General features: G+C 67.1%; 13 protein-coding genes. 11 read left to right on the top strand and 2 right to left on the bottom strand.

Annotation, left to right across the window (positions count from 1 at the left end; genetic code table 11):
- The first annotated feature begins 293 nt into the window (after positions 1 to 293).
- The 9 genes from ACTPOE_RS01005 (at position 294) to ACTPOE_RS00965 (ending at position 11,243) form a co-directional block, all read left to right on the top strand.
- On the top strand, positions 294 to 1,559 hold the full coding sequence (locus ACTPOE_RS01005) for a transposase family protein (protein WP_458870343.1): 1,266 nt from the start codon (positions 294 to 296) through the stop codon (positions 1,557 to 1,559).
- A gap of 510 nt (positions 1,560 to 2,069) precedes the next feature.
- Positions 2,070 to 3,539, top strand: coding sequence for a ribonuclease G (rng, locus tag ACTPOE_RS01000; RefSeq protein WP_458870342.1), 1,470 nt, complete (start codon positions 2,070 to 2,072; stop codon positions 3,537 to 3,539).
- Positions 3,540 to 3,649: 110 nt separating this feature from the next.
- Positions 3,650 to 4,333, top strand: a complete 684-nt coding sequence (locus tag ACTPOE_RS00995; RefSeq protein WP_458870341.1) for a GntR family transcriptional regulator — start codon at positions 3,650 to 3,652, stop codon at positions 4,331 to 4,333.
- Positions 4,334 to 4,586: 253 nt separating this feature from the next.
- Positions 4,587 to 5,093 carry a TRAP transporter small permease gene (locus tag ACTPOE_RS00990; protein ID WP_458870340.1) on the top strand — a complete coding sequence of 169 codons (507 nt, stop codon included), beginning with the start codon at positions 4,587 to 4,589 and terminating at the stop codon, positions 5,091 to 5,093.
- A gap of 46 nt (positions 5,094 to 5,139) precedes the next feature.
- Positions 5,140 to 6,408, top strand: a complete 1,269-nt coding sequence (locus tag ACTPOE_RS00985; RefSeq protein WP_458870339.1) for a TRAP transporter large permease — start codon at positions 5,140 to 5,142, stop codon at positions 6,406 to 6,408.
- A gap of 41 nt (positions 6,409 to 6,449) precedes the next feature.
- Entirely contained in the window at positions 6,450 to 7,427 is a 978-nt protein-coding gene (locus ACTPOE_RS00980; protein ID WP_458870338.1) for a TRAP transporter substrate-binding protein, read from the top strand.
- 67 nt (positions 7,428 to 7,494) lie between these two features.
- Entirely contained in the window at positions 7,495 to 8,367 is an 873-nt protein-coding gene (locus tag ACTPOE_RS00975; protein WP_458870337.1) for a dihydrodipicolinate synthase family protein, read from the top strand.
- A gap of 28 nt (positions 8,368 to 8,395) precedes the next feature.
- Positions 8,396 to 9,877 (top strand): aldehyde dehydrogenase, encoded by a 1,482-nt coding sequence (locus ACTPOE_RS00970; RefSeq protein WP_458870336.1) that lies wholly within the window; start codon positions 8,396 to 8,398, stop codon positions 9,875 to 9,877.
- A gap of 43 nt (positions 9,878 to 9,920) precedes the next feature.
- Positions 9,921 to 11,243, top strand: a complete 1,323-nt coding sequence (locus ACTPOE_RS00965) for a D-serine ammonia-lyase (protein ID WP_458870335.1) — start codon at positions 9,921 to 9,923, stop codon at positions 11,241 to 11,243.
- Positions 11,244 to 11,278: 35 nt separating this feature from the next.
- On the opposite strand, the gene ACTPOE_RS00960 is transcribed toward ACTPOE_RS00965, so the two are convergent.
- Both ACTPOE_RS00960 and msbA read right to left on the bottom strand, forming a co-directional pair.
- Positions 11,279 to 11,713: a hypothetical protein gene (locus ACTPOE_RS00960; protein WP_458870334.1), complete on the bottom strand. Its 435-nt coding sequence runs from the start codon at positions 11,711 to 11,713 to the stop codon at positions 11,279 to 11,281.
- Entirely contained in the window at positions 11,710 to 13,605 is a 1,896-nt protein-coding gene (gene msbA / locus ACTPOE_RS00955; protein WP_458870333.1) for a lipid A export permease/ATP-binding protein MsbA, read from the bottom strand. Before msbA ends, ACTPOE_RS00960 begins: the two co-directional genes overlap by 4 nt.
- A gap of 148 nt (positions 13,606 to 13,753) precedes the next feature.
- On the opposite strand from msbA, the gene ACTPOE_RS00950 reads away from it, so the two are divergent.
- Together ACTPOE_RS00950 and ACTPOE_RS00945 are read left to right on the top strand one after the other, a co-directional pair.
- Positions 13,754 to 14,668 carry a glycosyltransferase family 9 protein gene (locus ACTPOE_RS00950; protein WP_458872718.1) on the top strand — a complete coding sequence of 305 codons (915 nt, stop codon included), beginning with the start codon at positions 13,754 to 13,756 and terminating at the stop codon, positions 14,666 to 14,668.
- Entirely contained in the window at positions 14,665 to 15,429 is a 765-nt protein-coding gene (locus tag ACTPOE_RS00945) for a YdcF family protein (protein WP_458870332.1), read from the top strand. The genes ACTPOE_RS00950 and ACTPOE_RS00945 overlap by 4 nt, the downstream gene beginning before the upstream one ends.
- Positions 15,430 to 15,471: the final 42 nt, after the last annotated feature.

Below are 15,471 nucleotides of genomic sequence, written 5' to 3'. Positions count from 1 at the left end.
AGATCGAATCCCCTGCCGCTCCCCGCTGCCGGCTCCCGCCCCCGGATCGGGCCAAACGCCTGCAAACCCGGGAACTTCGGCCCGCCTCCGGTACCTGAATACCATCCGGTAAAACCAGATGATCTAGGGGTTAACCCGGGTGCCTGGCGGCGAAGAAACGAGAATATAGCACGGTTCCCCAACCACGTGCAAACGATAGCCCTGTCCAATATCAGATGAGTCTGAAGGGGGCCTGGTGATTCCAACATCAGATGAGTCTGGAGCTTTGGCCGCGGGTCGTCGATCATCGGGAGATGATCTTGACCTTACACGACGAACGGCTCACCAGCCTGGAGAGCCTGGAACAATTCCTGGCCGGCACCGCTGGCCTGGAGCCACAGGTCGCCGCTGGCACCCAAGCGCAGCGCCAGGTGCACGTCCTGTCGGTGCTGCAGCGCTTTCGATACCCCTCGCTCACTCGCGTCCAGAAGGGACTGGTCATCCGCTACCTGCTCGCGACCAGTGGCTACTCACGCCAGCACCTGAGCCGATTGATCGCCCGATTCCGCGATCACACCCCGCTTGGGCAGCGCCACGCGCCCGCGCACGGCTTTACGCGCCGCTACACCGAGGGGGACATCACCGCGCTGGCCAGGCTCGATGCCCTGCACGAGAACCTGAGCGGGGCGGCCACTCGCCACCTGTGCCAACGCGCCTGGCTGGTCTACGGCGACGCGCGCTATGAGCGCCTGGCCACGATCTCCGTCTCCCACCTGTACAACCTACGCCACCAGGCGCGCTACCGGCAGACGCGCGGCCACTGGGAGCCGACCCGACCCAGCCGAGCCGTCTCCATCGCGATCAGGAAGGCCCCCGAGCCCGCAGGCCGCGCAGGCTTCATTCGCATCGACAGCGTGCACCAGGGCGACTACGACGGCATCAAGGGCGTGTACTACATCGACGCCGTGGATTGCATCACCCAGTGGCAGGTCGTCGCCTGTTGCGAACGCATCTCCGAGGCGTTCCTGCTGCCCGTGCTCGAACAGATGCTCGCCTGCTTCCCGTTTCGCATCCGCGGGGTTCATGCCGATAACGGCGGCGAATACATCAACCACCGCGTGGCCGCCCTGCTCGACAAGCTGAACGCCGAGTTCACCAAGTCCAGGCCCCGCCACACCAACGACAATGCCCTGGTCGAGGCCAAGAACGGCGTGGTCATCCGGCGCACCTTCGGCTACGCCCACATCCCGCAAAAGCACGCCCGGCCCATCAACGCGTTCTGTGAGCAGCACCTCGTGCCCTACCTGAACATGCACCGCCCTTGCCTGTTCCCCGAACAGACGATCGATGCCAAAGGCAAGATCCGCACCACCTACCCTCAAGCGCTCGTGCGAACCCCGCTGGAGAAGCTGCACAGTCTGCCGGCGCCTGCCCGTGGGCTCAAGCCCGGTATCACCCTACAGAGCCTGCTCATCCAGGCGCGGGCCATGAGTGATAATGAAGCCGCCGAACAGCTGCAAAAGGCACGCTCGGCGCTGTTTGCAACCATCCATCGACGATCCGCCGCCAAGGCCGCCTGAACAGCCTGTTCTCTGCAAGTTCAGACTCATCTACGGTTTGGAAAAGACTACGATACCGTCCATCTGTTGGCGCAACGTGAGAATGTCCGGTCTTGGACATTTCTATTTAGCGTTGACAACGATACCGTCTATCGTCCGTACATGTCTGTCCATACACGTCGGGCCTGCCTGCGCAGCAGGCTCCTTTGCGGCACGATGGACCTCCCTTGCCGCACGACGGACACGAGGACCATAGATGGACACGAGGACCATATATCGCACGTTGAACAGATAACAGCGTATTTAAGGCCTCCATGTCCTCCTTTTTCCAAGCCCCCCCCTTGACCGGAGGGCGGGCCGCCGCAAGACGACGAAATAGTCCGCTTCCAATCCGCTGGCAAAATGCGCGACAGGCGATGCCGGCCACGGAGGCGGCCCGCGCTTCGAATTCCGGGCGGCATCCGGCGCCCACCCTCCGGATGGTGATAAATTGAATCCATCGGAACCCACAGAGCAGAGCCGCCGCGCCTCATGACAGAAGACATCCTCATCAACGTCACCCCGTTCGAGACCCGCGTGGCCCTGACCACCCAGGGCGTCGTGCAGGAGCTGCACATCGAGCGCAGCATCCAGCGCGGCCACGTCAGCAATCTGTATCTGGGCCGCGTCGCCCGGGTGTTGCCCGGCATGCAGAGCGCCTTCGTGGACATCGGCCAGGAACGCGCGGCCTTCATCCACGTCGCGGACCTGCGACAAAACCGCCATGCCCGCGCCGGCGGAGACCACACGCAGCAGACCCCCATCGAGAAGCTCCTGTTCGAAGGCCAGCCTCTGCTGGTCCAGGTGATCAAGGATCCTTTGGGGACCAAGGGCGCGCGACTGTCCACCCACATCAGCATCGCCGGACGGATGCTGGTCTACCTGCCGCACGAGCCGCACATCGGTATTTCCCAGCGCATCGGCGACGAGGCGGAACGCAACGCCCTGCGCGAACGGCTGCTGGCGCTGAAGCCCGCCGACGAGCCCGGCGGCTTCATCGTGCGCACCCAGGCCGAGGACGCCAGCGACGAAGAGCTGGCGGCCGACATCGCCTATCTGCGCACTTTGTGGGCCAATATCCAGACCCGCGTCCGCCAGGTGCCGGCGCCCTCGCCCGTCTACGTCGAGCCGACCCTGGCGCAACGCGTGCTGCGGGACATGGCGACGCCCGACACGGCCTCCATCACGATCGACTCGCGCACAGTGGCCCAGGAACTGATCGAATGGGCGCAGCGCTACACCCCGTCGGTCGTGGACCGCATCCACCACTACAGCGGCAACCGCCCGCTGTTCGACACGGCGAACGTGGACGAGGAAATCGCCCGGGCGCTATCCCGCCGCGTGGACCTGAAATCGGGCGGCTACCTGATCATCGACCAGACCGAGGCGCTGACGACGGTGGACGTGAACACGGGCGGCTTCGTGGGGGGACGCAATTTCGACGACACGATCTTCAAGACCAACCTGGAGGCGGCGATCGCCATCGCCCGGCAGCTGCGGCTGCGCAACCTGGGCGGAATCATCGTGCTGGACTTCATCGACATGGACGACGCCGGGCACCAGGCGTCCGTGCTGGCCGAGCTGAACAAGGCGCTGGCCCGCGACCGCACCCGCACGACGGTCAGCGGCTTCAGCCAACTGGGGCTGGTGGAAATGACCCGCAAGCGTACCCGCGATTCGCTGGCGCATCAGCTATGCGAGCCCTGCCCCACCTGCGAATCGCGCGGCACGGTGCGCACGCCGCGCACGCTGTGCTACGAAATCCTGCGGGAAATCCTGCGCGAGGCGCGCCAGTTCGATCCCAAGGAATTCCGCATCGTCGCCGCGCAGCCCGTGATCGACCTGTTCCTGGAAGAGGAAAGCCAGCACATGGCGATGCTGGGCGACTTCATCGGCAAGCCGATTTCGCTGGAGGTCGAGGCCGGCTACAGCCAGGAACGATACGACATCGTGCTGCTGTGACCGCTAGGGAGCGAGGCGCCGTCGGACCGCGCGGCAAAATTCCTGGTTTTTGTATCCAGTTGACTGGTTTACAATATTTCCCTCTTGATCGCATCGGAAAGGATCCTGGCGTGGAACAGGCATCGAGTCAACGCAAACCCCTCAAGCGCCAAAACCTGGCCGCCATGCTGGTCGACGACCTGCGCAAGCGCCTGCTCTGCGGCGAGTTTAGCGGCGGCACCCTGCTGCGCCAGGAACAGCTCGCCCAGGAATACGGGGTGTCCCGGATGCCCGTGCGCGAGGCCCTGCGCCAGCTGGATTCGGAAGGCCTGGTGATCATGCAGGCCAATCGCGGCGCCACGGTATCGGAACTCTCACTGGCCGAGATCGACGAGATCTTCGACCTGCGCGCGGTCCTGGAACTGGACCTGCTCGAACGCGCCATTCCGAACATGACCCAGGCATCGATCGACAAATCCCGGCGGATACTCGAGGAACTGGACGAAGCCTACGCCACCCGCGACATCGCCCGATGGGGGGCGCTCAACGGGAAATTCCACATGAGTCTGTACGAGCCCGCCGGGCGGTCGATCTCGCTGTCGCTGGTCAGCCGCATCAGCCTGCAGGTCGATCGCTACCTGCGCCTGCAGATCTCGATGACCGAGGCCATGACCGACGGCGCCGTCGAGCACAAGGCCATGCTGGATCTGTGCGGCCAGGGCAAGACCGCCGAGGCGCTGGAACTGCTCGCCACCCACATCCAGCGCACCAAAGCCCAGTTGATCGGCATCCTCTCCGCCCGCCACGGCGGCTAGTCTTCCCCCCTCGACCGCCGCGCGCGACCGGGGTGAAACCGCCCGGCGCACGCGCACCCCCTCTCCCCTCATCCTTCTCCGTATGCGGGGCCCTCGCGGCCCTCTCCGCGCACGACGCCCCGACGGGCGCGGGTCCCGGGATACGCCCGGCCCGCACCAGGGTTTCTCCTGATCCGAATCGCGTTGACACCCCAATGCCTGGCCTTTACCATGGCCTTTCATTTTGGATACAGGATACTTTCGGCAGGATCCTATGAATACATTCTTGACGTCGCTGATCGACCGGCTCAACTTCATCGTCCGCATCCTGATCGGCCTCGGCCTGCTGTGCATGGTCGCGCTGATCTCGCTGCAGGTGGCGGTGCGCTTCATCCTGCCCAAGCTGGGCATGCCCGCGGGCCTGCCCTGGACGGAAGAAGCCGCGCGCTACCTGATGGTCTGGGTGATCTTCCTGGGCGGCGCCATCGCCGCACGCCATGGACTGCTGATCGCCGTCACCGCCCTCATCGAAGCCCTGCCGGCGGTGCCTTCGCGCCTGCTACGGCGCGCGGCCCTGACCCTGCTGGCGGGAATCTTCGTCGCCATGGCCTGGTACGGCTGGCAATGGACCCTATTCGGAGCCGATGAGATCTCCCCCGCCCTCACGCTGTCCAAGTTCTGGCTCTATCTGGCCATGCCCGTGGGCTGCGCGCTGGCCGCGGTGAACACCCTGGTGCTGATGTTCCAGAACGGTGAGACACAGGAAGCGCTGGCCGCCTGAGACGCGCCCCGGCCCGCACAAGCACAACAATACAGAGACAAACCATATGCTCCTCATGTTCGGCACCCTGCTGTTCTGCCTGGCGATCGGCGTTCCCGTATTCGCCTGCCTGGGCATCGCCGCCGGCCTGGCCATGCTGCAATTCGGCCTGGACCTGCTCAGCGCCCCCCAGACCATCTTCGAATCGCTCGACTCCTTCACCCTGATGGCCATTCCGTTCTACATTCTGGCGGGCAACCTGATGCAGACCGGAGGCATCTCAAAGCGCCTGATCCACCTGGCCAATTCGATCGTGGGCTGGCTGCGCGGCGGCCTGGGCGCCTCCTCGATCCTGACCTGCATGTTCTTCGCCACCATGTCGGGCTCGTCCTCGGCCACCACGGCCGCGATCGGGTCGAGCATGATCCCCGCCATGGAAAAGAAGGGCTACCCCAAGAATTTCGCCGCGGCCTGCGTGGCCGTGGGCGGCGAACTGGGCGCCATCATCCCGCCCTCGCTGACCATGATCGTCTACGGCCTGGTGGCCAACGTGTCGATCGGCAGCATGTTCATCGCCGGCATCCTGCCCGGCCTGCTGGTGGGCGTCTCGCTGATGCTGACCATCGTGCTGGTAGCCACGGCGCGCGGTTTCGACAATGTCGCCCGGGTCAGCCCCCGCGCCTGGCTGGGTAACTTCTACGCCGCGCTCAAGGGATCGATCCTCGCGCTGATGATGCCGGTCATCATCCTGGGCGGCATCTATTCGGGCATCTTCACCGCCACCGAGGCCTCGGTCGTCGCCGTCCTCTACGGCCTGCTGGTAGGCGGCCTGATTTACCGCGAGCTGACCCTGCGCGACCTGGTCCGGACCCTCATCGACTCGGCCGTCATGACGGGCGTGATCATGCTGATCGTGGGCTGCGCCGCCCTGTTCGCCTACATGCTGACCCTGAACCAGGTGCCGCAGACCTTCGGGCGCTTCATCGTCGAGATCGCGGGCGGCCCCATCGGCTTCCTGCTGCTGGCCAACCTGCTGCTGTTCGTGGCCGGCATGTTCATGGAAGCCTTCGCCCTCATCATCATCCTGGTGCCCATCCTCGCGCCGATCGCCGTCCAGTTCGGCATCGACCCGATCCACTTCGGCATGGTCATGATCGTCAACATCTGCATCGGGATGGTGACCCCGCCGGTCGGCGTGAACCTCTTCATCGCCTGCCAGATCGCCAACCTGCCGATCGAAAAACTGCTTCGTCCCCTGGGCATCTTCCTGGCCGTGCTGATCCTCGACGTCTTGCTGATCAGCTACATCCCCTGGCTGTCCATGGCATTCCTCTAGCCTCCCGACCCACCCCCACACCATCACCACGGAGACACACCATGAAGAAAATCCTGCTTTCGGCATGCCTCGCCGCCGTCCTGCCCCTGGGCGCCGCCCAGGCCGCCGACGTCGTGGAGCTAAACCTGGGCCACGTGCTGGCGACCGACAGCCACTACCACATCGTGGCCGAGAAGCTCGCGGAGGTCGCCGCGGCGAAATCCAAGGGCACGCTGAAGATCAACGTCTTTCCCAGCGGCCAGCTGGGCGGCGAGGTCAAGCTGATCCAGTCGGCGCGCACCGGTGCTGTGCCGCTGGTCGTGACCGGCGAGCCGCCCGTCGAGAACACCGTCAAGGAATTCGGGGTCTTCTCGCTGCCGTACCTGTTCCCCGACCTGCAGAAGGCCAACCACGCCATGCAGAGCCAGTTCGGCAAGCGCATGCTGGGCTACCTCGACAAGCACGGCCTGGTCGGCCTGGGCTGGATCTCGTCGCTGGAGCGCAATATCTACGGCGTGCGCAAGGTCGAACACCCCGACGACATGAAGGCCATGAAGATCCGGGTGATCCAGTCGCCGGGCTACGTGAAAGCCTATGAGGCGCTGGGCGCGCAGCCCACGCCCATGGCGTATTCCGAGGTCTACCTGGCCCTGCAGACCGGGGTGATCGACGCCGGCGAGGCCTCGCCGGACACCATGATCCAGGACAAGTTCGCCGAGGTCAGCAAGTACTACAACCTGGTCAAGATCCACTACATGCCCGCCATCCTGCTGATGAGCAAGACGCGCATGGACAAGCTCTCGCCGGAACACCAGAAGATCCTGCGCGAGGCCGCCGACGAGGCGGTCAAGTACGGCATCCAGTACTACACCGACGGCTACGCCAAGAGCCTGGAGCAGATCAAGGCGATGGGCGTCCAGATCGTTTCGCCGGACATCGCCGAATTCCGCGAAAAGACCGCCACCCTGTATCCGTCCCTGCTGGCGGACATTCCCGACGGCGAGGCCAACGTGAAGGCCGCCCGCGCCGCCATCGAATAAGCCCTTTTCCACACCACTTCCCAACCCCAACAGACGGCCCGGGCGCTCCCCGGGCCAGGAGATCGTCATGCCCCAAGAATTGAAAGGCATCTGCGCCGCCGCCTGCACCCCCATGAGCGACGATGGCTCGAAGGTGGATTACGACCGCCTCAAGACTCATCTGGACACCCTGGTCGAGGCCGGTGTCCACATCATCGCCGTGTGCGGCGGCACGGGTGAATTTCCGTTCCTGTCCACCGAGGAAAAACGCCGGATCGCCGAAGTCGCCGCGCGCCACATCGGCGGACGCACCAAGCTCATCGTCCAGTCCTCGGCCATCCGCACCGAGGACGCCATCGAGGCCTCGCGCCATGCCGAGGACCTGGGTGCCGACGCCCTGCTGGTGCTGCCGCCCTATTTCGAAGGTCCCACCCCCGACGGCGTCTACAGCCACTACGAGAAAATCGCCCGGGCGGTCAAGACGCCGATCATGGCCTACAACATCCCCGTGCACTCGGGCTTCGACATCACGCCGGACTTCTTCAAGCGGCTGCAAAAGATCGACAACATCAAGTACATCAAGGACACCAGCGGCAACTTCGTGCGCCTGCAGGAACTGATCGCCGCCGGCCTGCCGGTCTTCAACGGCGCCGACCCCTTCGCCTTCCACGCCCTGGTGGCCGGCGCCCGGGGCTGCTTCTGGGGCGCCGTCAACGCCATGCCGCGCCAGGCCGTCGAACTCTACGACCTGGTCCAGGCCGGCCAGGTCAGCAAGGCCGCCGAGCTCTGGAAGCGCATGCTGCCCGCCAACCTGTTCTTCTGGAATCACCCGTACAACCCGGCGGTGAAGGCCGCCACGAACCTCCTGGTGAACAAGGTGGGCGCCTGCCGGCAACCCGTCCAGCCCCTGTCCGACGCGGACCTGCGCGAACTGGACGCCGCCCTGCAACCCCTGCGCTGACCCGGCGCGCATCGAACCAGGAGACCCCATGTCCGCCATTGAACGAGTCTACGACCAGGCCCGGGCCGGCACCCTGTACGCCGGCCCGGTGATCCCGGGATTCCAGGCCTCGGCCGCCCGCATGCCCGTCGTCAGCCCCATCGACAACACCACGATCGGCACCCTCGTCGCGGGCACCGCGGCCGACGTGGATGCGGCCGTCGCCGCCGCCCGCGCGAGTTTCGAGTCGGGCGAATGGTCGAGCATGGCTCCCGCCGAGCGCAAGCGGGTGCTGCTCGACTGGGTGGCGCTGATCCGCGAGCACGCGGAGGAAATCGCCGCGCTGGACTGCGTCGACGCGGGCAAACCCATCACGGAATGCCTGCACACCGACATGCCGGCGACGCTGGACACCTTCGCCTGGTACGCCGAGGCCGTCGACAAGTGCTTCGGCCGCATCTCGCCCACCGGCGGCGATGCCCTGGGCCTGATCGTCAAGGAACCCATCGGCGTGGTCGGCGCGGTGCTGCCCTGGAACTTCCCGGCCCTGATGTTCGCCTGGAAAGTAGCGCCCGCCCTGGCGGCCGGCAACTCGGTGATCGTAAAGCCGGCCGAACTGACCTCGCTCAGCGCCTACCGCCTGACCCGGCTCGCCCACCAGGCCGGCGTGCCCGCAGGCGCCCTGATCCTGGTCACCGGCACGGGTGAGGACACCGGCGAGCCCCTGGGGCGCCATCCCGACGTGGACATGGTGTCCTTCACCGGTTCCACCGAGGTCGGCCGCCTGTTCCTGAAATATTCCGCCGAAAGCAACCTCAAGGAGGTCGTACTGGAATGCGGCGGCAAGAGTCCGCAAGTCGTGTTCGAGGACGCCGACCTGGACGCGGCGGTCGGCCAGATGCTCTCGGCCGCCTACTGGAACATGAGCGAGAACTGCAGCTGCGGGTCGCGCCTGATCGTGCAGGCGAGCATCAAGGACGCCGTCATCGAGCGCCTCAAGCGCGGCCTGGCCGACTGGAAGGTCGGCCTGCCCACCGATCCGGCCACGCGCATCGGTCCGATGGTCGAAGAACCCCATTTCCACAAGGTGCGGGCCTTCCTCGAGGAAGCGCCGGCCGCGGGCGCGCGTCTCGCGCACGGCGGACGGATCCATGCCGAACTGGGCAGTGGCTGGTATGTCGAGCCGACGATCTTCGACGGCGTGACGCCCGCGATGCGCCTGTTCCAGGAAGAAGTCTTCGGTCCGGTCCTCGCGGTCACCGCCTTCGAGACCGAGGACGAAGCCGTGGCGCTGGCCAACGACACGCAGTACGGGCTCGCCGCTTCGCTCTATACTCGGGACGTGGGCCGCGCGCAGCGCGTGTCCCGGCGTATCAAGGCCGGCACGGTGTCGATCAACGGCTTCTCCGAAGGCGACATCACGGCGCCCTTCGGCGGCTACAAGCTGTCGGGCTTCGGCGGCCGCGACAAAGGCATGGAGGCGTTCGACCAGTACACCCAGACCAAGGTCATCTGGTACATGAACGCCTGAGCGCGCGACAGGACGAAGGAACGATGATAGAGACGAAGGAACGATGATGGATCCGCAAGAGGCCCTGGGCCCCGAAACGCTGCAGGCCCTGCGCGAGAAGCGGGCGCTGCTCTGGCTGTCCCCGGCGCACGACCCGACGGACAATGGTCGGGACCTGCCCTACGACCCTTTGGCGGCGCATGCCCGCTTCGAGCGCTGCGCCGGACTGCTGGCCCGTCTGTTCCCCGAACTGGAGGCGGCCGGCGGGCGGCTGTCCTCGCCGCTGTCGCCCATTCCGCGCCTGCAGCAGGGACTCTCGCCGGTGGGCGGGCCGGGCGCCGGTTCAGAAGGCGCCTGGTTCCTCAAGCGGGACGACATCCTGCCCGTGGCCGGCTCGATCAAGGCGCGCGGGGGGTTCCATGAAGCCCTGGTCCTGGCCGAGCGTCTCGCGTTGCAGGCCGGACTGCTGGAAACGGGCGACGACCGCGCGCGACTGGCCGAGCCCTCGGTCCGCCAGTACCTGGGCCGGCATACCCTGTCGGTCGGCAGCACCGGCAACCTGGGCCTGGCCATCGGCCTGATCGGGGCCGGCCTGGGATTCCACGCGGTCGTCCACATGTCCTCGGACGCCAAGGCCTGGAAAAAGGACCGCCTGCGCAGCCGCGGCATCGCCGTCGTCGAACACGCCGGCGACTATGCCGCCGCCGTCGCCGCCGGCCGCGCGGCGGCCCTGGATGATCCCTCGATCCATTTTGTCGACGACGAGCGCTCCGAGGCGCTGTTCCTGGGCTATGCCGCGGCGGCGCGGGAACTGCTGGACCAGCTCCGGATCGCCCGCCGCCCCGTGGACGCCGCCCATCCCCTGTTCGTCTACCTGCCCTGCGGCGTGGGCGGAGCCCCCGGCGGCATCGCCTACGGCCTGAAGCGCCTGCTCGGCCCGCACGTACATTGCTTCTTCGCCGAACCCGCCGCCTCGCCCTGCATGCTGGTGCAGGTGGCGGCAGGCACTCAGGCCCCAGTGTCGGTGCACGACATCGGCCTGGACAACCGGACCGAGGCCGACGGCCTGGCCGTCGGCCTGGCGTCGCCCCTGGCAGCCCCCATCATGTCGCGGCTGCTGGCGGGCGTCTTCACCGTGGACGACGACACCCTGTTCCACGACGCGCTGGCCCTGGAACGAGCCGAAGGCATCTTCATCGAGCCCTCGGCCGCCGCCGGCCTGCGGGGTCCCCGCTGGCTGCTCGATTCGCCGCACGGGCGCCGCTACCTGCAGCGCCACGACCTGACCCCGGTGATCGCCAACGCCACCCATGTGATCTGGAGCACCGGCGGTGCGCTGGTGCCGGAGGACATCCGCGCCCTGTTCCGGGCGCGGGGCGAGCGCTGACAGTCCGCCCGGCCGGCCAAGCCGGGCGCCGCCCGTCAGTCGCCGACGTCCATCTTGTTCTCCCAACTGGTATTCGCGGTGCAGGAGTCCGGCTTCATCATGGCGGTCAGCATCAGGTGGACCCGGTCCATCCGCCCGGCACGGTAGCTGTAGGCTTTGACATTGATGGTCCGGTTATGGAGCCGCGTCAGGTCGAGCACGACGCTGCTGTCCCAGCCCGCGTCGGGCGCCGGACGGTAGACGACGCGCCCGAAGGCCGATTCGCCGGGCACCATCTCGAAAATATAGGTCTGGTGGCAGACCGCCGCATGCCGGAACAGATTCTGCTGCACCTGGGGAAAATCGATGGGCAGGCGACGGCGCTCGGTCACCAGGTAGCGGTCGGTTTCCAATTGATTGATGGTCAGGCCGGCGGGCGCGGCGCAAGCAGCGAGGACAGCCAGTGATACCAGGGCGAATACGATTTTCATGATGATCTCCGGGAGGCCTCGCCGTCATCGGCGGAGCGGGCGGGACTGGGCGCCTGGGGCGCCGGGAATTGCGGTGATTCGGGGTCCGCCCGCGCGGCGGAAGCATCCGGCGGGGATCCGGCATCGCCCCGGAACTGCAGGCGATACAGGCTGGCATACAGACCGTCGGCCGCCAGCAATTCGACATGGCTGCCTTGTTCGACGATACGGCCCCGGTCCAGGACGATGATGCAATCAGCCTTCTGCACGGTGCTGAGCCGATGGGCGATCACCAGCGTCGTGCGACCCGCCATCAGACGTTCCAGCGAGGCCTGGACCTGGCGTTCGGACTCATTGTCCAGGGCCGAGGTCGCCTCGTCCAGAATCAGGATCGGCGCGTTCTTGATCAGGGCGCGGGCGATGGCCAGGCGCTGGCGCTGGCCGCCGGACAGCGCACTGGCGTTGCTGCCGACCCGGGTGTGGATGCCTTCGGGCAGGCCATCGACGAATTCCAGCAGGCTGGCGGCCTCCAGGGCCGCGCGGACACGGTCTTCCGGCACCTCGCCCAGAATGCCGTAGGCGACGTTCTCGGCGATCGTGCCGTCGAACAGGACGACGTCCTGGCTGACCAGCGACAGTTGCGAGCGCAGGGCGCCGAGTCGCAGTTCGCGCACGTCGATGCCGTCGATCAGCACCCGGCCGCCGGTGGGCTCGACGAAGCGTGGCAGCATGTTCACCAGCGTGGTCTTGCCACTGCCCGAGCGGCCGACCAGCGCCACGGTCTGGCCGGCCCGAACAATGAGCGTCACCTGATCCAGGGTATCCCGGGCGGCGCCGGGAAAACGGTGCGTGACCGCATCGAAGGCGACCTCGCCGCGCAGGCGGCCCTGGATTTCCCGGGTGCCGGTATCGGACTCGACCGGCTCGTCGATCAGGGCGAAGACGCTCTCGGCGGAGATCAGCATGCGCTGAGCCGCCCCGGCGATGTTGGTAAGCCGCTTCAGGGGGTCGAAGATCTGGCCCAGCGCCGCCATGAAGGCCGCGAAGCTGCCCACCGTCAGGCCCTGGTGGTTGGCCTGGTACAGGGCCACGGCGACGACGATGGCCACGGACAGGGCGACGAAGAACTGGGAGATCGGCGACATGGCGGAATCCGCGCTGGCGGCGCGCATGGCGAAACGGCGCAGGCGGGCGTTGATGTAGGCGAAGCGGTCGCGCTCGCGCGCGTAGCCGTCGAACAGCTTGATGACCCGCTGGCCGGCGATGCCCTCGGACACCACGTGGGTCAGTTCCGCGTTCATGTTGATCGTGTCGCGGTTGATGCGCCGCAGGCGGCGGATGAAATAACGCCCCGTCACGACGGACAGCGGCAGCATCACCAGCACGATCAGCGTCAGCTGCCAGGACATGTACAGCAGCACCGCCAGCAGGGCCACGACCGTCAGGGACTCGCGCACGATCACGCGGATGACCTCGGTGGACAAGCCGCTGACGTTGCCGGCGTCGATGGTGAAGCGGTTGAGCAGGCGGCCATGGTCCCGCGCGCGGAAAGTTTCGTCGGACATGCCCAGCAGGCGCTCGAACATGTCGCGGCGCAGGGCCAGCAGCATGTTGTTCGCGACCCAGGACATCAGGTAGGTGCCACCGAAGGTGCACAGGCCGCGCAGCAGCATCAGGCCGACGACGGCCAGGGGAATGGACCAGATGTAGTCGGGCTGCGCGCCAGTGAAGCCTTCGTCGAGCAGGGGCTTCATGATGACCGCCAGCAGCGGCTGGGTCGCCGAGGCGATGCTGAGCAGCGCCAGGGCCAGCAGGCCGATCTTCCAGTCCCTGCCCAGGCGGACGTAGATCTGCCGCCACAGTTCCAGTCGCACGGGGCGGCTGTCCGAGGGATGATCGGTGGAGGTCTTCACCCGGCACGCTCTCTTATATACTTGGGAATCACGCATTTTAGCCCGTTCGCGTCTTCGGACCGCGACGGAAGCAGGAGCCGCCGCGTTGACACCTTCCCCCAGCACCGCCCTGTACGTCCGCCTGCCCAACTGGGTCGGCGATGTCTGCATGAGCCTGCCCAGCCTGGAAGCCCTGCTGGACACCGGCCTGCCCGTCGTGGCCTGCGGCCGGCCCTGGGCGCGGGACCTGCTGGCGGCCTATCCGCTGGCGGGCTTCGTCCCGATGCGGGGCGCCTGGCGCGCCGACCGCGCGGCCGTGCGCAATGCGCGTCGGCAGGCGCAGCTCGGACGCCCCCTGGGCCTGCTGCTGCCCGATTCCCTGTCCAGCGCCCTGGTGTTCCGCTTCGCGGGCATCCCTTGCGCCGGCTACCGCGACGACGGCCGCAGCCTGATCCTGCGCTGGCCCTGCCCCAAGCCGGCCGGGCCCCTGCACGCGGTGCAGTCCTGGTACCACCTGACCCGCTACGCGCTGGCGCAATGGCGCCTGCCGCAGCCTCCCGCCCAGCCTGCAGAAGAACTGCGCTGGCGGACCGCCGTCGCCCACGAGGACGAGGCGGCCCGGGCCCTGGCCCAGGCGGGGCTGGCCAGTGGTGATTTCGTGCTGATCGCCCCCACGGCCACGGGCCTGCACAAGGGCCGCGTCAAGGTCTGGCCGGGGTTCGACAGCCTGACCCGCTCCTTGCAGGCGCACGGCCTGACGGTCGCCATGTCGCCCCCCGAGGCCGAACGCCAGTCCGCCCGCGAAGCCGCGCCCACCGCCCTGCTGCTGCCGCCCCTGGGGCTGGGCGCCTTCGCGGCCCTGACCCGCCGCGCGGCCCTGGTGATCTGCAACGATTCCGGGGTCTCGCACCTGGGCGCCGCCGCCCGGGCCCGGCAGGTCACCCTGTTCGGCGTCACCGACCCCGCCCGTACCGGCCCCTGGTCCAACCGGGCCGTGCGCATGGGCCGCATGGACGCGTGGCCCCCCGCTCCCGAAGTCCTGTCCACCGCGTTGAACCTTCTCGACACGCCGCCCGCCGCATGACGATCACCGCTTTTCTCGGCAACCTGCTGATCCCCCTGAATCTGTCGGTCACCCTGCTGGTGCTGGCCCTGCTCCTGTTCATCCTGCGCTGGCGCAAGACGGCAGGCACCCTGGCGGCCAGCGCCCTGGCCTGGGTGCTGTTCTGGTCCCTGCCGACGTCCTCGCTGTGGGCCGGCGGCCTGCTGGAGCAGCGCTATCCCTACGCGCCGGCGGCCACAATGCCGACCGCCCAGGCCATCGTGGTCCTGGGCGGCAACACCGCCAACGGCCGGCGCAACTGGTTCGAGCCCTACGACCGCGATACGGCGATCCTTCGCACCGATACGGCGGCCCGGCTGTACGCGGCCGGCCGCGCGCCCTTGGTGGTCGTCTCCGGCGCGGCCCTGGACGGCGGGCAGAGCGAAGCGGCCATGATGGCCGCTGCCCTGGAACGCGAAGGAGTGCCAGCCCAGGCCATCGTGAAGGAAAGCCAGAGCGACACCACGCGCGAGAACGCGGTCTACACGGCCCGGCTGCTGCGCGACCGGAACATCGAGCGTTTCCTGCTGGTGACGTCAGCCCTGCACATGCCCCGATCCATGGCCAGCTTCCAGAAGCAGGGCCTGAATCCGATCGCGGCGCCTTCGCCCCCCCAGATCGTGGTCCCGGACGACCCCGACTTCGCTTTCTGGCTGCCCGACCTGCGCGCGCTCAACGCCAGCCGGTCGATCGTCAAGGAATACCTGGGATTGCTGGTCTATTGGGCGCGCGGCTGGGCCTGAGGCCGCCGTTCGGATGGATTCCTCCGGTCCGTCCCCGGACGA

This window comes from Castellaniella sp. WN (assembly GCF_054457555.1).
This window is presented reverse-complemented; position numbering and strand designations above follow the sequence as displayed.